This window comes from Clostridiales bacterium (assembly GCA_025757645.1).
Classification (GTDB): domain Bacteria; phylum Bacillota; class Clostridia; order Oscillospirales; family Oscillospiraceae; genus CAG-103.
In genome coordinates this window covers 926,212-944,133 of sequence record CP107216.1, presented here as the reverse complement: position 1 = coordinate 944,133, position 17,922 = coordinate 926,212, and the positions used below count along the sequence as shown (strand labels likewise).

15 protein-coding genes and 4 tRNA genes are annotated in these 17,922 nt (G+C 63.2%); 4 read left to right on the top strand and 15 right to left on the bottom strand.

All coding sequences use genetic code 11. From position 1 onward, the window contains the following. The first annotated feature begins 198 nt into the window (after positions 1-198). Positions 199-1,608, top strand: coding sequence for a cysteine--tRNA ligase (gene cysS, locus OGM61_04390; GenBank protein UYI85317.1), 1,410 nt, complete (start codon positions 199-201; stop codon positions 1,606-1,608). Positions 1,609-1,744: 136 nt separating this feature from the next. Here cysS and OGM61_04385 read toward each other — a convergent pair whose 3' ends face one another. The 12 genes from OGM61_04385 to OGM61_04330 all read right to left on the bottom strand — a co-directional run bounded on the left by OGM61_04385 (position 1,745) and on the right by OGM61_04330 (position 12,669). Next, positions 1,745-5,350: a hypothetical protein gene (locus OGM61_04385; GenBank protein UYI85316.1), complete on the bottom strand. Its 3,606-nt coding sequence runs from the start codon at positions 5,348-5,350 to the stop codon at positions 1,745-1,747. Continuing rightward, positions 5,337-7,820, bottom strand: a complete 2,484-nt coding sequence (locus OGM61_04380; GenBank protein ID UYI85315.1) for an MMPL family transporter — start codon at positions 7,818-7,820, stop codon at positions 5,337-5,339. The genes OGM61_04385 and OGM61_04380 overlap by 14 nt, the downstream gene beginning before the upstream one ends. A 436-nt stretch (positions 7,821-8,256) precedes the next feature. Beyond that, positions 8,257-9,129 carry a pyridoxamine kinase gene (locus OGM61_04375; GenBank protein UYI85314.1) on the bottom strand — a complete coding sequence of 291 codons (873 nt, stop codon included), beginning with the start codon at positions 9,127-9,129 and terminating at the stop codon, positions 8,257-8,259. Between the two features lie 77 nt (positions 9,130-9,206). Beyond that, positions 9,207-9,431, bottom strand: coding sequence for a hypothetical protein (locus OGM61_04370; GenBank protein UYI85313.1), 225 nt, complete (start codon positions 9,429-9,431; stop codon positions 9,207-9,209). 40 nt (positions 9,432-9,471) lie between these two features. Beyond that, a complete protein-coding gene (locus OGM61_04365) occupies positions 9,472-9,948 on the bottom strand; it encodes a LysR family transcriptional regulator (GenBank protein ID UYI85312.1) in 477 nt (158 codons plus the stop codon). A 253-nt stretch (positions 9,949-10,201) separates the two neighbouring features. Next, a tRNA-Cys gene (locus tag OGM61_04360) sits at positions 10,202-10,275 on the bottom strand. Positions 10,276-10,282: 7 nt separating this feature from the next. After that, positions 10,283-10,358, bottom strand: a tRNA-Gly gene (locus OGM61_04355). A gap of 4 nt (positions 10,359-10,362) precedes the next feature. Continuing rightward, positions 10,363-10,438: transfer RNA gene (locus OGM61_04350), tRNA-Phe, on the bottom strand. 17 nt (positions 10,439-10,455) lie between these two features. After that, positions 10,456-10,531, bottom strand: a tRNA-Val gene (locus OGM61_04345). 110 nt (positions 10,532-10,641) lie between these two features. Then, complete coding sequence (gene hslO, locus OGM61_04340) at positions 10,642-11,535, bottom strand: Hsp33 family molecular chaperone HslO (protein UYI85311.1); 894 nt, start codon at positions 11,533-11,535, stop codon at positions 10,642-10,644. A 70-nt stretch (positions 11,536-11,605) separates the two neighbouring features. Further along, on the bottom strand, positions 11,606-12,355 hold the full coding sequence (locus OGM61_04335; protein UYI85310.1) for a class I SAM-dependent methyltransferase: 750 nt from the start codon (positions 12,353-12,355) through the stop codon (positions 11,606-11,608). Then, positions 12,352-12,669 carry a YerC/YecD family TrpR-related protein gene (locus OGM61_04330; protein ID UYI85309.1) on the bottom strand — a complete coding sequence of 106 codons (318 nt, stop codon included), beginning with the start codon at positions 12,667-12,669 and terminating at the stop codon, positions 12,352-12,354. The genes OGM61_04335 and OGM61_04330 overlap by 4 nt, the downstream gene beginning before the upstream one ends. 214 nt (positions 12,670-12,883) lie before the next feature. Between OGM61_04330 and OGM61_04325 the strand changes: the two genes are divergently transcribed. The 3 genes from OGM61_04325 (at position 12,884) to OGM61_04315 (ending at position 15,759) form a co-directional block, all read left to right on the top strand. Further along, positions 12,884-13,357 carry an NfeD family protein gene (locus tag OGM61_04325; protein UYI85308.1) on the top strand — a complete coding sequence of 158 codons (474 nt, stop codon included), beginning with the start codon at positions 12,884-12,886 and terminating at the stop codon, positions 13,355-13,357. Positions 13,358-13,369: 12 nt separating this feature from the next. Further along, positions 13,370-14,269 (top strand): SPFH/Band 7/PHB domain protein, encoded by a 900-nt coding sequence (locus OGM61_04320; protein UYI85307.1) that lies wholly within the window; start codon positions 13,370-13,372, stop codon positions 14,267-14,269. Between the two features lie 74 nt (positions 14,270-14,343). Further along, positions 14,344-15,759: a hypothetical protein gene (locus OGM61_04315; GenBank protein UYI85306.1), complete on the top strand. Its 1,416-nt coding sequence runs from the start codon at positions 14,344-14,346 to the stop codon at positions 15,757-15,759. Between the two features lie 153 nt (positions 15,760-15,912). Here OGM61_04315 and OGM61_04310 read toward each other — a convergent pair whose 3' ends face one another. Genes OGM61_04310 through OGM61_04300 form a run of 3 tightly spaced genes read right to left on the bottom strand, consistent with a single transcriptional unit; the run spans position 15,913 to position 17,836 of the window. Further along, a complete protein-coding gene (locus OGM61_04310) occupies positions 15,913-16,956 on the bottom strand; it encodes an alpha/beta hydrolase (GenBank protein UYI85305.1) in 1,044 nt (347 codons plus the stop codon). Beyond that, a complete protein-coding gene (locus tag OGM61_04305) occupies positions 16,953-17,678 on the bottom strand; it encodes a tRNA threonylcarbamoyladenosine dehydratase (GenBank protein UYI85304.1) in 726 nt (241 codons plus the stop codon). The genes OGM61_04310 and OGM61_04305 overlap by 4 nt, the downstream gene beginning before the upstream one ends. Beyond that, entirely contained in the window at positions 17,675-17,836 is a 162-nt protein-coding gene (locus OGM61_04300; GenBank protein ID UYI85303.1) for a hypothetical protein, read from the bottom strand. Before OGM61_04300 ends, OGM61_04305 begins: the two co-directional genes overlap by 4 nt. Positions 17,837-17,922 lie beyond the last annotated feature (86 nt).

Sequence of the window (17,922 nt, the reverse complement as noted above, 5' to 3'; positions counted from 1 at the left end):
CCGGACGCTGCGAGGGTGCTGGCCGGCGGGGCGGAACGTGCGTCCGGGAGCGCGGCGGGAGGAAATGCCTGCCCGAAGGCACCGCGTTACGGTGCGGCGAGCGAGAAACGAGAGTGGAACCGCGAAGGACTTCGCCTCTCATGCCGGACGGCATGGGGGCGCTTTTTTATTGCAAATACGTCTCAAAGGAGCCTGAATATGAAACTGTACAACACCATGTCCATGCAGAAAGAAGAGTTCGTGCCGATCGAGCCGGGCAAAGTGCGTATGTACGCCTGCGGCCCGACGGTGTATAACTACATCCACGTCGGCAACGCGCGCCCGATCATCATGTTCGACGTGCTGCGCCGCTATCTGGAGTACCGCGGCTACGAGGTAACGTTCGTGCAGAACTTCACCGACGTGGACGACAAGATTATCAAGCGTGCCAACGAGGAGGGCATCTCCAGCGAGGAGGTCGCCAAAAAATACATCGCCGAGTACTTTACCGACGCGCATGCGCTCGGCGTCCGCGAGGCGACCGTGCACCCGAAGGCCACCGAGAACATCCAGCAGATCATCGACCTCATCACGACGCTCATCGACAAGGGCTACGCCTACGAGGTCAACGGTGACGTGTACTACCGCACGCTGAAATTCAAGGACTACGGCAAGCTCAGCCACCAGCCGATCGAGGATCTGCAGTCCGGCGCGCGCATCGACGTCAACGACATCAAGGAGAACCCGCTCGACTTCGCGCTCTGGAAGGCCGCCAAGCCCGGCGAGCCGTCCTGGGACTCGCCGTGGGGCAAGGGACGCCCCGGCTGGCACATCGAGTGCTCGGCCATGTCCAACCGCTACCTCGGCAAGACGATCGACATCCACTGCGGCGGCAGCGACCTCGCCTTCCCGCACCACGAGAACGAGATCGCGCAGTCCGAGGCCGCCAACGGCTGCAAATTCGTCAACTACTGGCTGCACAACGGCTTTATCAACATCGACAACAAGAAGATGAGCAAGTCGCTCGGCAACTTCTTCACCGTGCGCGAGGCCGCCGCCGTCTACGGTTATGACTGCATCCGCATGTTCATGCTCATGAGCCACTACCGCAGCCCGCTCAACTACTCCGGCGAGATCCTCATGCAGGCCAAGGCCGCGCTCGAGCGTCTGCGCACCGCCAAGAGCAACCTCGAGTTCTTCATCGCCAACGGCCGCGACGGTGCGCTGAGCGAGGCGGACGCCGCCTTCGTACAGGGGCTGGACCAGTACCGCGAGAAGTTCGACGCCGTCATGGACGACGACTTCAACACCGCCGACGCGATCTCCGTCATCTTCGAGATGGTGCGCGAGATCAACACCGCCGTCTCCCCCGCCGCCGACCCGAGCAAGGCGCTGGCGCAGGCGTGCCTTGACCGCTTCCTCGAGCTGTGCGACGTGCTGGGCATCCCGTTCGGCTCCGACAGCAGCGAGGACCCCGAGGCAAAGGCCATTGAGGAGAAGATTGCCGCGCGTCAGGCCGCCCGCAAGGCCAAGAACTGGGCCGAGGCTGACCGCATCCGCGACGAGCTCAAGGCCGCCGGCATCGTGCTCGAGGACACCCCGCAGGGCGTCAAGTGGAAGCGCGCATAAGCTGACCCGATCCGATATCTGACGACCGCCCCGGCCGGTATGGCCGGGGCGGTTTTGCCGCCGCGTGCGCACAAAAATCCCCGATTGGAGACCAATCGGGGATTTTCGCAGTTTATGGGGTAAGGGATGATTCGCGTCAGGGATGCTGCGGCGCGTCGGCGTCGTCCGTGTCCGCTTCCTCCGCCGGAGCTTGCGCTGCCTCGGCGCTGTCTGCCGACGCAGTTTCCGCCGCTTCTTCCGCGGCCTTGGCCGCGGCTTGCGCCTCGGCGGCCGCCTTCGCCTCCGCTGCGGCGGCGCGCTTGGCTTCCTTGGCCTCCTTGGAGGCGGCGTGCTTGGCCTGGAGCTTCGCGTGCTCCTCGGCCAGCCACATCCGCCAGCCCCGCTTGCGCAACGTGGCGGCCTCTTCCTCGGTCATCGTTCCGGCTGCCACCGCCTTTTTCAGCTTGCGGTAGTACAGCAGGCGCAGCACCGCAACGATCACGGCCAGCACGATCAGCACGATGAGGATGTAGAACAGCGGGCCGTGGTGCGCCTTGACAACGGCGAACTGCAGGTCGCGGTCCATGGTCTTAAAGACGAGGTAGCTGCCGTCGCGGCTGCTGGACGTGCTCGCCCACGTGCCGTTCTGGTAGGTATAGACCGTGTAGCTCGCGCCGGTATCCGGTGCGTAGACGCGCAGGGAGACGGTGTTGTCCGTGTCGTCCTCGACCGTGTCGTTGAGGATCTCGACGTTGTACTTCATGTACAGCTTCTGGTTGCCGCGCAGCGTCGGGCCGTCGGCCTCGGCCGATGTGATGTGCACATCCGTCGCCGGGTCAAAGGCGCCCTCGGCCAGCACGATCGGCGTACGGCTGTTGTCGGCATACAGGTCGCCGGCCACGACCGTCGAGACGGCGGTGTACTCTGCCTTGACCTCGAGGTCGAAGGTCAGGTGGCTGTAGTCATATTCCGGCCACGTGCCGTAGTTGCCCTCCACCGTCGGGCAGTCGGGAATCTGAGATTCGTCGATCGAGCCGCCATAGGCAAACGTGATCGTCTTGACAACCTCGCCGTTGGCCGTGAAGGTAACGGCAAAGCTGGAGAACTCCGCCGGGATGCCGTCGCGCGCCATGAATGCCTCATAGCTCATGCCCTCTGCCTTGCCCGCATAGCTGATGCCGTCGATGCCGGCCTCCGTCTCGTGGACGAAGTAGTTATCGGACGCGCTGCCGTCGGGGTCAATCTCGCCGGCGATGGTGCCGACACAGTTGCCGGAGCCGTTGAGGTTCACGAGCGTGTTGCAGCCGCTGACGTTCATGCCGTAACCGGCGACGCCGCCGATGTAGTTGCGGCCGGTCAGCTCGCTCTTGGCAAAGCTGTTGCGCACGGAGCCCTTCGACTGGCCGACGACGCCGCCGACGTAATCGCCCGCCGTGCTCTCGGCCGTGCCATAGCCCTCGCAGCCGCTGATGACGCCCAGATCCGCGTAGCCGCAGATTGCGCCGGCGCAGTCCTTGCGCGAGGTGGCGTCGCCGTAGTTCTTGCTGTCGAGCAGCACGCACTTGGTGAAGTACTTGGCCGTCAGCGTGGAGTCTTTGATGACGTTGGAGTCGCTCTCCGGGTCGAAATCGTATTCGATGTCCATCGTGCCGGCAACGCCGCCGACATTGACGTCGCCGTCGACCTTGCCGTAGTTGTCGCAGTTATAGACCTTGCCGTCCGTCGTGCTCGAGAGCTCTTCCTCCGAGACGTCCTCAATGATGTCCTTCTTGTCCTTGCTCAGGGCAAGCTCGAGGATATCACACAGGCGCATCATGACGACGTTGAACTGGTCGTTGACCGCCTTCATGTCGCTGACGATCTGGTTGCTGTAGGTGGCCGTCTCCACGCTCAGGCGGGACAGGCCGGCCGAAATGCTGCCGAGATCGTCGAACATCTGCTCCATCGCGGTGCGGTAATCGCTGCTGATATCGGGCAGATCCAGCGGATCGTTGCTGGCAAGGTATTTCGTGACCTGGTCGAGGTAGCTCATGCCGGTCGAGAAGTTGCCGCTCGAAGCTTTGAGCGCGTCGAACGCATTTTTGAACGCGGCGCTCATGTAATCCAGGCGGGTGTGGCCGGTGGAGTCCTCAGTGAGGTAGTACAGATTGATGATCTTTGTCATCGTGGAGATATCGCCGGAGATCGCGCCGATCGCCTTGGCGGCGTCGCCCATGCCCTTGAGCAGGGCGTCACGCTGCGACTCATAGGTGCCGAGGTTGTCGGGGTTGTACTCATAGCCGTACTTATCGGACATCTGCTGCCAGTTGTCCGGACGGCTGGCGATCAGGTCGTAAGAGCCGGTGCCGTAGGCGTTGTCCATGACCTTCATGAGCCAGGCGCAGTAGTCCATGGCCGCGTTGAGCTGGTCGGACGAAGTGCTCAGGTCCTTGGCCGCGTCCTTGAACGCCGTCTTGTCGGCCTCGGTCATTTCATCGACGATGTCGAGATAATCAAAGCCCTTGTTGAAGTAGTCGATCGCCTTGTCGAGCGACACGGCCGCCGTGGAAAACTCCGTGATCGCGGGAGCGAGCATTTTCTCCGCCGTGTTGATGCGGATGAACACTTCGTTGACGGTCGAGACCGTGTTGTCCACGTAGTCCGTGGTGCGCTCGGCCACATAGCGCGCGCTCTCCGTGGCGCGGGCCGCGCTGTCGCTGAGCACGCCGACCGTGGCGGCCAGGGACGACGTTGCAGCGCCCGTGTGGTTGAGCAGGGTATCCATCAGATCATGGAGCGTATTGAGCTCCTTGGCCATCGCACCGATCGAACCGGACTCCACATCGAGCGTGATGAACGGCTCCATCTGGCCGCAGATGCCGCCGACGTCCTTGCGGCCGGAGGCCGTGCCCCAGTTCGTGCAGCCGGAGACCAGGCCGCTCTGGCGGCCGACGATGCCGCCGATGTTGTAACCGACGTGCTCAAAGCCGACGCCGCCCCAGTTCGTGCAGCCGATGATGACGCCGGACGAGAAGCCGCAGATGCCGCCGACGTCCGTGGACGTGTTGGCCTTCTTCGGCGCATCGTCGTCCTCGTCGTCGGAGGCGGTCGGGAGCGTCAGAGAGTCGAGATCCTCCGCGCTGTCAACGGCCTCGCTGGCGTTGATGTTCACGCCCGTGGTGTTCGAGCAGTAGGAGATCGTGCCGATGTTCTGCCCGACGATGCCGCCGACGTAATGGTCGCCCTCGACAAAGCCTTCGGTCTTGCAGTTATAAATCATGCCGCTGCTTTCGTTCGTGCCCGCGATGCCGCCGACGTTGTTCTCGCCGGAGATCGTGCCGTTGAACGAGCAGCCGGAGATCGTGCCGTAGTTCGTGCCGACGACAGCGCCGATCTCGTTGAGGGTACCGGCAGCGTCGATGTTGCCGGTGATCTTCAGATCACGGACCGTACCGACCGCCTGCACATAGCGAAACAGGCCCATATGGGACGCATCGCCCGAGAGCTCCAGCCCGCTGACCGTGTGGCCCTGCCCCTCGAACATGCCGCCGAAGGTCGGGATCGGCACAAAGTCTGACCCACTCAGGTCCACATCATTGTCCAGATAGACCGTCTTGCCCTGCGAGTATGTATCGAGCTTGCAGCTTTTGCTCAGCTGCACAAGATCGTCCGCAGAGTAGATGTGGATCTCCGTGGCGTTCGGCTGGGCAGCCGCGCCGCAGAGCAGGCACAGGGCCGCCACGAGCACCAGCGCAAGCAGACGGCGCACATTATGTTTTTTCATCGGAACCCTCCTCACCGTGCAGATCCGCCGCCGGCACAGTCTGCGCCGGAGCCTCCTCCATCTGCACATTTCCGATATCGATCGAAGCGCTAACCGTGCCGTTCACGCGGCCGTGGATCTCCGCATCGACGTAACCGTTGATATAGCCGCGCACGTGTCCATTGACACGCATGGCCCCCTGCAGATGCTGCGGCGCGGCGTGGTGGCCAATCGTAAAGGATGTTTTTTCAACCAGAGAATCGCCCAGCAGCAGGATCTGCGGCAGGACGCACATGACCAGCACCATCGAGATCAGCGTGCCGCGGCCCAGGCAGATGCCGATGGACGCGACCGTGTTCTCCGAGGACAAAAAGCCGATGGACATGCCGGCTGCGGCGAGGATCGTGCCGGAGGTCACGACCGTGGGGAATGCCTGGTTGAGCGCCTCGATCATGGCTTCCTTATAGGGCATCTCCTCTTTGAGCCGGAGGTAGCGGCTCGAGATGACAATGGCGTAGTCAATGTTGGCGCCCATCATGATGGCGCTGACGATCAGATACGCCAGGAAATACAGGTTGTTGTGCAGGAGCGCCGGGAACGAGAAGTTGATCCACACACTGCCCTGGATCACGAGAATGAGCAGCAGCGGCAGTGCGACCGACTTGAACGTCACCAGCAGCACGAGGATGACGAACACGACCGTGAGGATGCTGATGAGCGTGTTGTCCGTGCTGAAGGCGTCGGAAAAGTCCTTGTCCTTGGCCGTCTCGCCGACGAAATAGGACTCGTCGTAGTATTTGCCGACGGCGCCCTTGATGACCGTCAGGTAATCGTAGGTCTCCTCGCTCTCGACCGGGAGGTTGAGATAGAGGATCATGCGCGAGTAATGCTCGGAATGCAGCTGCTTTTCGCCGTCGATGAGGCGGTCATACATCTCCTCGAGGTCGTTCATGGTCTCAGCATCGATCTTCGAGCGGTAGATGTCGCGCTGTTCATACAGGAACTTGAACATGTTGATGAGCGGCACGGAGCAGTTGTCAATATTGCTCAGATCCACGAGCTGGCCGAGGGCCTTCGTATAATCATCGTTTGCCGTGCAGTAGGCCGTGTAGAGCGCGCGCGACACGCCGATGTCGATATCCGTGAGCTCGGCGAACTTGCGCGGCGTGAGCGAATCGGTGACCATGTAGCCGTCCTTGGCCTCCTCGCCCGCGAGCGCCTGAATGTGATCGACACCCTTGAGCTCGTTGAGATCGTCGAGCAGGCTCGCCTCGCTCTCAAAGTCCGTGAACGGGAAGATGAGCACGACCTGGTTCGTCTCGCCGAAGGTGGCGTTGATCTTCTTCTCGGCGATCTTATAGTCGTTTTGCTTGATGGTGTCGAGCGTGCTGTAGCCGAACACGTACGGGCACTTGCTGCTCAGCAGGAAGCCCGCAACAATGATGACCAGAAAGATCGGCGGCACGACATAACGGCTGCGGATGGCAAAGCGGCCGAGCGCGTCGATGCGCGGCAGGAACTTGCGGTGGTGCGTCTTGTCGATCCACGGGCTCATGTACATGATGAGCGCCGGCATCAGGAAAAACACCGTCAGCATCAGAAACAGGATCGACTTGATGAGCACAAGGCTCATGTCCTCGCCGATCTTGATCTTCATGAACGAGAGCGCAAGCAGGCCCGAGATCGTCGTCAGGCTCGAGGCCGAGATCTCCGGAATGGCCAGCGTCAGCGCACGGATGGTCGCCTCACGGGGCGCGAAAAGCTCGCGCTCCTCCGTGTAATGGTGGCACATGATGATCGCGTAGTCGATGCCGAGACCGAGCTGCAGTACCGCCGCGATGGAGTTGGTGATAAACGAGACCTCATGGAACCAGTAGTTCGTGCCCTTGTTGACCCAGACGGCCACGCCAAAGGTGATGATGAGCACCGGGACCTCCGCGTAAGTACGGCTCGTGAGCAGGAGCACCACGAAGATCGAGCACATGAGGATGATGAGCACGATGCGCATCTCATGCTCGAGGATCTCGCCGGTCGGGTTGCCGATCTCGGTTGTGATATAGGTATCATAGCCGCTGAGCGCCGCGCGGACGTTCTTCACGCCCTGAATGCTGATCTCATCGAGCTTCTCGCCGTCAAACGTGACCTCAAAGAGCGCCGAGGCACTATTATAATGGTGTGTGTCCTTTTCAAATTCCACGTCCTTGACGCCGTCCACACCGCGCAGCATCTCGGCAAGCTCCTCCGCCTGCGCGAGCGTCACGTTGGACACCATGACCTTCGCATCCCCGTAAGTAATGAACTCACGGTTCATGATCTCCAGCCCCTGGCGCGTCTGCGTGGAGTCCGGCAGATAATCGGTCAGCTCATTGTTGACGTCCGTCTTGCTCGCCGAGAAGATCGACAGCACGCACGCCACGGCAAACAGCACCACAAACAGCCGCCGTTTGTCCACAATGAACGCCGCCAGACGCTCCATAAACGACTTCTTCATACCCCAGCCCCTCATCGGACGGCTCTCCCGCCCGGGATTCCTCTGCGCGCCCGATCAAAACCGGTTACACAAAAAGTTAAAAAACAGTAACAAAATGTGTTTCCTCGTCATTTTTGCGTGTAACGGCGCAAAGTTAACATAAACAATTACGGATTCTTTTGTATCATACGATATCCAAAACACGATGTCAACCGCGAAAACGATTTTTCCCGCAATTTTCCTTAACTTTTTTCCACAACTTCAAGGAAATGCAAGCATTTTCGCGCCGGTTCTGCAAAAAATCAGACGCTTCGTCAGGAAATCAACCGCGCGTCTTTTTCTCGCCGCGTGTACCACACGGTGACATATTCCTGCAAAACAGCGTCGAAAAACGGTAACAAAAATCGACCCGTCGGAATCAAGATTGGATCCCGTCGGGTCGAATTTTGTAACTTTTTCATGCTTCAAATATCTTTTCCACGCGGCGGATATACGCCGGCAGCGCGCCCTCAAAGTCCACGCCGAAGCGGCGCGGCGTGTCGCGCCAGAGCGAGCGGCAGATGCTCTCGTCCGTGAGCGCGGTGGCCGTTTCGAGGGCGGCGCTCAGCGGAGCGCCGCGCACGAGCAGCGCGGCGAGGGCGGAGGCGAACACATCGCCCGTGCCGTAAAACACGCCGGGATGCGCCGGACGCATGCTCACGTGCATCTCCCCCGTGCGGCAGTCGCAGGCGACATTGCCGATCACGTCCGGCTGCGGGCGCACGCCCGTGACCGTCACGATGCCGGCGCCGAGCGCGCCGAGCGCCTGAAACAGCTGCGCGAGATAGGCGTCGCTGTGCGTGCCGGGCTCGTACGGCAGACCAGCCAGCAGCGCTGCCTCCGTAACGTTCGGCGTGATGACGTCCGCGCGCGAGAGCAGGCGGCGGAAGGCTGCACACATCCGGTCGTCGATCTTGGAATAATAGCTGCCGTTGTCGGCCATGACCGGGTCGATCACGACGAGGGTATCCGGCGCGGCGATGCAGTCAAGCGTCTGCGCGAGCAGCTGCGCCTGCTCCGGCGAAGCAAGGTAGCCGGAATACACGCCGTCGATGCGCACGCCGATGCGCTGCCAGTGGTGTGCGATGGACAGCATATCATCCGACAGATCGCGGAACGTCCAGCCGGTGAACTCGCCCGTGTGCGTGCTGAGCACGGCCGTCGGAATGCAGGCGCACTCCACGCCCGTGGCAGAGATGACCGGCAGCGCCACGGTCAGCGAGCACTTGCCGAGCCCGGACAGATCGTGGATGGCGGCAATGCGCTTGAGCGGCGGTAACGTGTTGTCCATAGAATGACCTCAGTCCTTTTCAGAATGGTATCCAGCAGACGGCCCCCGGCAAGATACCGGGGGCGCGTGGAAATGGCTCAGGCATCGGACGACGGGAGCGCGCGCAGCTGCGCGTCGATCTCCGCGAGCGAGTCGGCCGTCAGGCCCGACTGGGCAAACCCGGCCACCTGGCGCAGCGTCATGGCGGCGGTCATCTGCAGGGCCGGATTCTTCAGGATCTTGGGGAAGAACCGCTCGAGGACCGCGACCGCCTCCGGCGCGCCGAGCAGCTTCTTCATCGTGTCGTCCACAGTGTATGTCACGTTGCTTTCCTCCCTGTCTCCGGAAGCCGGAGGACAGATTTCACAAAAAATCAGAGATTTTGTAGTGATTATACACAAATCGCGCCTGATTGTCAAATCCCGTGCAGCCGGCGGGGACTTCCAGCGCATTCCGCCGGTCCAGATAGCGCAGGAACTGGCGCGTCGCGGCCGAAATATGCGCCCGGCCGGGCAGCGCGCCCACCTCCGCCGAAAGGCGCGCATACTCCGCGCACAGCGCCCGCGCGTGCGGCAAAAGCCTCGCGCCGTCGCCCGTGAGCACCACGCCCGCCTTGCCGCACTCAAGCAGCGTCACGCCCCACTCCTGCTCCAGATCCGCGATCATGCGGCTGACACCCGACTGCGAATAGTGCAGCCGCTGCACGCGCTCGGCGCGGTGCTCATCCTCGGCGGCGCTGCGGGTGCCGAGTGCGTGCCCATGCTGCTGCAAAAGCACCAGAAGTGCTGAGCTGATCCGCACATTTAAAAACTGCGCACCGTCGGGTGCGCAGTTTTTCATGCAGGCGGCCGTGCAGTATCCGGGCTGACACCGGCAATCAGCTGATCGAAGCCCAACGGAGCAGGCTCGGTTTGGAAAGGAGGTGCAGCAGATGAATGCACAATGATTTTGGGATGCGGAGCATGAAAAATCGCCGCGAGCAACATGCAGTCCGCGACGTCTGGGCTTCCGCTCTCGGTTTTCGATCTTCGCCATCGGCGTCTCCGAAAAAGAGACACGAAAAAAGAGACACGCGCTCGCGTGTCTCTTTTTCTGGAGGCGCCACCCGGATTTGAACCGGGGGTCAAGGATTTGCAGTCCCATGCCTTACCACTTGGCTATGGCGCCAAAAAAATGGAGCGGGCAACGAGATTCGAACTCGCTACCTCCACCTTGGCAAGGTGGCGCTCTGCCAAATGAGCTATGCCCGCAAAATGGTGCCTCCGGTCGGAATCGAACCAACGACACGGGGATTTTCAGTCCCCTGCTCTACCAACTGAGCTACAGAGGCGTATGCAATTCAAAAACTGGTGGGAACAACAGGGCTCGAACCTGTGACCCCTTGCTTGTAAGGCAAGTGCTCTCCCGGCTGAGCTATGCTCCCGTTTCGCAGCTTGCTCATTATACAAGACGCCAAAAAAATTGTCAAGGGATTTTCGGTAATTTTTTCGGCAAATGTACATTTTCGGGGCGGCAGCGCCGCCCCGAACACAGTCAATCCGCTGCGGCGTCAGCGTTTTCGGCATCGAGCAGCGTCTGCAGCTCCGCCGGGGTGAAGACATACTCCGCGTCGCAGAACTGGCAGTGCACCTGCGTGTTCTTGCCGTCTGCGATCATGTCCTGCAGCTCCTGCACGCCGCACTGGCGCAGCGCCTGCTCCACGCGCGCACGCGAACACGCGCAGCGATAGGCCATCGGGTGGCGCAGGACGGTCTCGGGCTCGAGACCGCGCATGACCTGCGGAATAATCGCGTCCGCCCCGTCCTCATCGAGGATGGTCGTGAGCTGGTCCATCATGAAAATGTTGTCCTCGAGCTTTGTGATCAGCTCCTCCGGCGCGCCGGGCATGAGCTGCACGAGAAAGCCGCCGGCCGCCTTGACGCTGTGGTCGGTATCGACGAGCACGCCGAGGCCGCAGGCCGCGGGGATCTGCTCGCTCTCGACGAGATAGGCGGACAAGTCCTCCGCGATCTCGCCGCTGACGAGCTCCGTGCTGCCGACATACGGCTCACGCAGGCCGATGTCGCGGCTGACGGTGAACATGCCGTCCTTGCCGACGGCGCCGCCGACGTCGAGCTTGCCGTCCGGGCGCGTGGGCAGGTCGAACGCGGGGTTCGAGACCATGCCGCGCACATTGCCCTCGCTGTCCGACACGGCGATGATGCCGCCGAGGCCTCCTCCGCCGCTGATACGCAGTGTGAGCGTGCCGTTTTCCTCCTTGAGCAGGTCGCCGAGCATCGACGCCGCGCACAGGCTGCGGCCGAGGGCGGCGATCGCCGTCGGGCTGCAGTGGTGGATGGCGTTGGCACGCTGCACCGCGTCGCGCGCGGTGACGACCGAAATTTTCACAAAACCGTCTTTTGAGACGGCGCGGATGATCTCATCCATTGTTTTCACCTCAGAAATCTTGGAATCGGGTGCAGCCCGCATTGAGCCGCATCCGGAGTTTTTGCACAATTCAGACGCCGTATTCCAGGCTGCGCATCGCCGTGAGGAAAATGCGCCCGGCATCCGCCTGCGGGCCGTCGCGCCGGACGGTCACGTCCAGAAAGCCCGCCTGCGTGAGCAACTGCGCGAGCCGCTCCGGCGTGTGCGCATACTCGATGTGCTCCTCCGACGCGCGCGACCAGAGTTCCCCCGCGCGCGTGAACAGATCCATGCCGTAGTGCATGGTCTGGGCCGCCGCGTCAAACTCCGCCCGCCAGAGGCACAGGACATCGTCCGTCTCGTCGACGAACGTGCCGCCGTCGAGCGCGCGGAACGACGCCGGATCGCGGATGTCCAGAATGAGCATCCCGCCCGGACGCACAAACAGGTGCAGCCGGTGCAGCACCTCCGGCAGCTCCTCCGGCGGCAGGTAGTCGATCCCGTCGAGCGAGCAGTAGGCCGCGTCGACCGTGCCGTAGAGATCGAGCTGCGCCGCCTCCTGGCACAGCAGCAGCGGCTGCACCGCGTCCGCGGGCAGATCGGCATTGTGCGCCTGCGCCTGCATGAGCATATCGGGCGAGCCGTCGGTTGCGATCATCTCATACCCGCGCGCGGCCATCAGGCGCGTGAGCGTGCCGGTGCCGCAGCAAAAATCCAGCAGGGTGTGGCACGCGCCACGCCCCTGCTGGAAACACTGCTCATAAAAGTCCGCGAACGCGGCATAATCCACATCGCGGGTCAGCGCATCGTACCATGCGGCAAGGGCGCCGTAAGCGCTCACGCCTGCTCCTCCGGAGCTTTTTCCGCCTGCTCCTTGAGCCGGCCGAACACGATCTCGTACCCGCCGGTGCCGTACTGCAGGCTGCGGTTGACGCGGCTGATCGTCGCGCTCGAGGCGCCGGTCTTTTCCAGAATGTCGTTGTAGATCAGGCCCGCGTCGAGATACTGCGCCACCTGATAGCGCTGCTCCATGGCCTGCAGCTCCGTGACCGTGCACAGGTCATCGAAAAACTGCTTGCACTCATCGACGGTCTTGAGCGTCAGGATGGCACGATACATGTCATCGCAGCGCGGTTTTTTATGCTGTTTATTCATATGCGCTCCTTATTTCTCATCAGATATATGGATGCTGAAACACGATTTTTCGGATACTATTTTACTCTAATTATTTAGGAAAGTAAAGAGGAAAACCGCCCGGAAATTTCATGTGCCGGAATTCCGGGTGTTTTGCTTGCTTTTATCCTGTAAATAAGATATGATATTTCTATGGCAAACAGTTGCCGCGCATTCTCAACAGGAGGTTTTGTCTATGGTCATCGCCGGGATCCCATGCACCATGCCGGCCATCTGGATTGGCCTGATCGTGATCTTTCTGATCGTCGAGGGCCTGACCGCCGGTCTGGTCACGATCTGGTTTGCCGTGGGCGCGCTCGCCGCGCTCATCGCCGCCATGTTCCACGCGCCGCTGTGGCTGCAGCTCGTGTGGTTTTTCGCCGTGTCAATCGCGGCCTTCGCCGTGACGCGCCCGCTGGTGAAAAAATATATCAACAACCGTACCCAGCCCACGAATGCCGATATGCTCATCGGGCAGGAATGTCTCGTCACGGAGGATATCGACAACCTGGCCGGCCGCGGCGCCGTCGCCATCGGCGGAAAAGTATGGACCGCCCGCGCGCAGACCGATGCCCCCATCCCCGCCGGGACTGCGGCCATCGTGCTGCGCATCGAGGGCGTCAAGCTCATCGTCACACCCGCCTGCGTGACCGCGGGCGCAAAAGAATAAGGAGGAATCACCATGCCATACGTTCTCTACGGAATCATCCTGATCGCGCTCATCATTCTCGTGCGCAACATCCGCATCGTCCCGCAGGCACAGGCTTACGTCATCACCCGCCTCGGCGCCTACAAGACCACATGGGGCGTCGGCCTGCACCTGAAGATCCCGTTCATCGAGTCGGTCGCCAAGCGTCTGTCGCTCAAAGAGCAGGTCGCGGACTTCCCGCCGCAGCCCGTCATCACGAAGGACAACGTCACCATGCAGATCGACACCGTCGTCTACTACCAGATCACCGACCCGAAGCTCTACACCTATGGCATCGAGCAGCCGATCCTTGCGATTGAGAACCTCTCGGCCACGACGCTGCGCAACCTCATCGGCGACCTGGAGCTTGACCAGTGCCTGACCAGCCGCGACATCGTCAACACCAAGATGCGCCAGATCCTCGACGAGGCCACCGACCCCTGGGGCATCAAGGTCAACCGCGTGGAGCTCAAGAACATTCTCCCGCCCAAGGAGATCCAGAGCGCCATGGAAAAACAGATGAAGGCCGAGCGCGAACGCCGCGAGGCCATTCTGCGCGCCGAGGGCGAGAAGCGCTCCGCCATCCTCACGGCCGAGGGCGAAAAGGAATCGGCCATCCTGCGCGCCGACGCGAAAAAGCAGGAGCAGATCCTTGAGGCGCAGGGCCGCGCCGAGGCCATTCTGACCGTGCAGCGCGCGACCGCCGAGGGCATCCGGCTCATCAACGAGTCCATGCCGTCCGACGCCGTCATCAAGCTCAAGAGTCTTGAGGCCTTTGCCGCCGCCGCGGACGGCCGCGCGACGAAGATCATCATCCCGTCCGAGATCCAGGGCGTTGCCGCGCTGGCGGCCGGCCTGGTCGAGAGCGCCAAGGGCGACGCCCCGAACGCCTGACCTGCAACCGAATCATCACCGTCCCCGCGCCGGGCCCGGCGCGGGGTTTTCGGTAAGAAAGAGAGAGAACACATATGAAGCTTCCGTTTTTCAAGAAAAGCAAGCCCGCCCCCGCCCCGGAGGCCCCGGCCGCGCCGCGCGCGCCGTTCCCCTTCGCCGCGCCGGAGCAGGACGAGCCCGTGCCCGCGATCCACATCGACACGCGCGTGCTCGCCTTCCTGCGCAAGTATGGCGCCGCGCCCGACCAGCTCGACACGCAGGAGCTCACCGATGCCCTGCTCGCCGCGATGCAGCGCGGCCTGCGCGGCGAGGCGGGCGGCCTGCCGATGCTGCCGGCCTACCTCGCGCCGCATGGCCACGTCGCCGCCCCGGAGGGCAAGCGCGTCGCCGTCATCGACGCCGGCGGCACGAACTTCCGCGTCGCCACCGTGCACTACGAGTTCGGCCAGCCGATCCTCGAGGACGAGCGCACGCTGCCCATGCCCGGCTCGGAGCGCGACGCCGACTGGATGGACTTCATCCGGCTGGCAGCCGACGCGCTCGAGCCGCTGCTCGACCGGGTCACGCAGATCGGCATCTGCTTCAGCTACCCGGCGGAGAACACGCCGGAGCTGGATGCAAAGGTGCTCGGCATGACCAAAGAGGTGCAGCTGACCGGGTGGGAGGATCACCTCGTGGGCGCGGACCTGGCCGAAGAGCTCGAACGCCGCGGCTGCACGAAGCTGCCCATCACGGTCATCAACGACACCCCCGCCACGTACCTGAGCGGCTCGACCACCATCGCCAACAACTACGCCAACGGTTTTGCCGGGCTCGTCAACGGCACGGGCACGAACACATGCTGCCTGCTGCCGGTGCGCGCGATCGAAAAGCTCGGCCGCGACGCTGACGGCGAGATGCTCGTCAACCTCGAGTCCGGCTCGTTCACCGACGTGCCGCAGAGCGCGTTTGACAAGGCGCTCGACGCGGCCTCGGCCGCACCGGGCGCGTACCGGTTCGAGAAGATGACGAGCGGCCGCTACCTCGGCAAGCTCAGCCGCCTGGCCCTCATCGCCGCGGCAAAAGACGGGCTGTTCGCGCCCGAGACGGCGGACAAGCTCCGCGCGCTCGACGTGCTGACCGCCGCCGACGCGGACGCCTTCGGCGCAGACCCGGACTGCGGCGCCATCGCAGCGCTGAGCGATGCGGCGGATGCCGACCGCAAGACCGCCGCCATGGTCATTCAGAGCGTGTTCGGCCGCGCGGCGAAAGCGATCGTCGCAAACATCGCGGCCATCGTCTTTCTGACCGACGGCGCGAAAAACCGCTACCGCCCGATGGTCGTGGCCGTGGACGGGTCGCTGTTTCGCTACTCGACGCTCCTGCGCCCGGCCGTCAGCGAAGAGCTCGAGGCATTTCTCGTGCAGAAGCACCAGCGCTACTGCGTGTGCAAGCCCGTACCGAACGCTTCCGCCATCGGCACGGCCGCCGCGTCCCTGCTGCAGGACTGATACAAGGCAGAAAAAGCCGGATGTCACAGACATCCGGCTTTTTGCGTCTAAGTGGTGATGATTTGACGAATATGGCGCAAAACCATGCAATGAGTGGGGAAACGTTCGCATCCGGCCCATGCTCTTTTCCGGCTCCGTTTCGGACCTGCGGGTTCATTTGAGCGGCTTGTTGCGCTCGTCCCAGAGGTAGTTCGTGTTGCGCCACAGGAAGGTCAGCAGCTCATGCCGGTAGCGCTCGGGGTCGACCTGCGCGGACATGGCGTGCTCCGCGCCGGGGATGACGACGAGCCGCTGCGGCCGCCTGCAGGCGGCGAGGTTGCGCTCGCTGTGGTGCAGGGGGACGAAAGTGTCCGCGTCGCCGTGGAAAAACAGGATGGGCAGATCGAGCGCCGCCATGCCGGGCGTGGTATCGACGGCGGCGAAGTCCAGCCCGCTGCGGCGCAGGATGCGCACGCAGGCGCGCGCGAGCGGCTTTTGCAGCCAGCGCGGCGCATTTGTACCGTGGTGCACGGCGTCCGTGACCTCCAGCTCGAAGCTGGAATAGCCGCAGTCGGCTATGACGCAGGCGATCTCGTCCCTCAGCTCCGGGAGCTGCGCCGCCAGCAGCACCGACGCCGCGCCCATCGATACACCGTAGAGCGCGATGGGCCGCTGCACGCGCGAGTGCTCGCGCACCCAGTGCACCCACTGGGCGATGTCGTAGCGCTCGAGCTGGCCGAACGTGAGGCACTTGCCCTCGCTCAGGCCGTGCGCGCGCTCGTCGATGAGCAGCAGGTTGCAGCCGCCGGAGGCATACAGCGCCGGGAACTGGGCGGAAAAATCATGCTCGGCGTGGCTGTGGTAGCCGTGGCAGAGGATGACCGTGGCGTGGGCGTGGGGCACGCGGTAGAGCCGCGCGTGCAGGCGCGCGCCATCGAGCGCGGGGAGAAACACATCCTCGTGCGGCTGCTCCTGCATGGCAGCGACGCCGGCGCGCACGCGCGCGAGCGCCGCCCTGCCCGGCTCGGAGTCGGCCGTCCAGTCCTGCTTGCGCAGGATGTGCTGCTCCCACGCGGCCTGCGCGTCCGCGCCCTCCGACGCACGGCCGAGCGACTTTGCCAGCACGCGCTGCTCAATGTACCACACGAGCAACCACACCAGCGCCGCCAGCACCGCCGCGCCCAGCAGGCACAGCAGCACGATCCAGACGGGCTTCATGCCCGCTCCTCCGGCGCGGCGCACAGATCGAGCACGATCTTCTGCGCCAGCAGCAGTCCCGCGCTGGCCGGCACCCACGGCAGCGAGCCGGGCACGCTCCGGCGGCCCGGCGGCGGGGCGCACAGCGCCTCGGGCGTCATGGCGGGCTCGGGGCTGAACACGACCGCGTGGTGCGTGATGCCGGCGCTGCGCAGCTCGCGGCGCATGACGCGCGCGAACGGGCAGCCGCTCGTCTGACTGATGTCGCAGAGTTCAAACCGGCTCGCATCCATCTTGTTGCCGGTGCCGAGCGCCGACACGATCGGGATGCCGCGCGCGTGCGCGGTGCGGATCAGATCCACCTTGCACGACACGAGGTCGATGCAGTCGGCAATATAATCATACTCCGTGTCGAAAAACCGCTCCCGCGTCGCCGCCTCGTAGCGCTCGGCGCGCGCGTCGACGGCGATGCTGGGGTCAATATCATGCACGCGCGCGGCCATGACGGCCGCCTTCGGCTGGCCGATCGTGGAGTGCAGCGCGCAGCACTGGCGGTTGAGGTTACTCTCGCTGACGGTGTCCTCGTCCACGAGCGTGAGCGCGCCGACGCCGGCGCGGGCCAGCGCCTCGGCGCACCAGCTGCCCACGCCGCCGAGGCCGAGCACGGCGACGCGGCTGCTGCGCAGGCGCGCGAGCGCGGCCTCGCCGAGGAGCATCTGCGTGCGGATGGTCTGCTCGGTCATCGCGCGTCCTCCCGCTCGAAGGTCACGACGAAGTCCGTGCCGTCATAGCCTGCCTCCGCGACCTCCCAGCCGGCCTTCTCCTCGATCTCGAGCGCGTCGGCAAGGGCGCGCGCGTCGAGCACGGTCGTGTCATAGCGCTGCGTTTTTGTCTTGATCATGGTGATCCCTCCGTGGAAACATGGAAACGTTGAAGCCCTGCTTTCAGATAGACGCAGAGCCGCCCGGCGGGCGGCTCTGTCGCATA

What these genes read in the sequence shown, in the direction of transcription:
- OGM61_04375 (UYI85314.1), bottom strand. Translation starts at nt 9,129, where the DNA reads ATGGACAACACGTTACCGCCGCTCAAGCGCATTGCCGCCATCCACGAT.
- OGM61_04310 (UYI85305.1), bottom strand. Translation starts at nt 16,956, where the DNA reads ATGAAGCCCGTCTGGATCGTGCTGCTGTGCCTGCTGGGCGCGGCGGTG.
- OGM61_04300 (UYI85303.1), bottom strand. Translation starts at nt 17,836, where the DNA reads ATGATCAAGACAAAAACGCAGCGCTATGACACGACCGTGCTCGACGCG.
- hslO (UYI85311.1), bottom strand. Translation starts at nt 11,535, where the DNA reads ATGGATGAGATCATCCGCGCCGTCTCAAAAGACGGTTTTGTGAAAATT.
- OGM61_04320 (UYI85307.1), top strand. Translation starts at nt 13,370, where the DNA reads ATGCCATACGTTCTCTACGGAATCATCCTGATCGCGCTCATCATTCTC.
- OGM61_04380 (UYI85315.1), bottom strand. Translation starts at nt 7,820, where the DNA reads ATGAAGAAGTCGTTTATGGAGCGTCTGGCGGCGTTCATTGTGGACAAA.
- OGM61_04315 (UYI85306.1), top strand. Translation starts at nt 14,344, where the DNA reads ATGAAGCTTCCGTTTTTCAAGAAAAGCAAGCCCGCCCCCGCCCCGGAG.
- OGM61_04365 (UYI85312.1), bottom strand. Translation starts at nt 9,948, where the DNA reads ATGAAAAACTGCGCACCCGACGGTGCGCAGTTTTTAAATGTGCGGATC.
- OGM61_04330 (UYI85309.1), bottom strand. Translation starts at nt 12,669, where the DNA reads ATGAATAAACAGCATAAAAAACCGCGCTGCGATGACATGTATCGTGCC.
- OGM61_04385 (UYI85316.1), bottom strand. Translation starts at nt 5,350, where the DNA reads ATGAAAAAACATAATGTGCGCCGTCTGCTTGCGCTGGTGCTCGTGGCG.
- OGM61_04325 (UYI85308.1), top strand. Translation starts at nt 12,884, where the DNA reads ATGGTCATCGCCGGGATCCCATGCACCATGCCGGCCATCTGGATTGGC.
- OGM61_04305 (UYI85304.1), bottom strand. Translation starts at nt 17,678, where the DNA reads ATGACCGAGCAGACCATCCGCACGCAGATGCTCCTCGGCGAGGCCGCG.
- cysS (UYI85317.1), top strand. Translation starts at nt 199, where the DNA reads ATGAAACTGTACAACACCATGTCCATGCAGAAAGAAGAGTTCGTGCCG.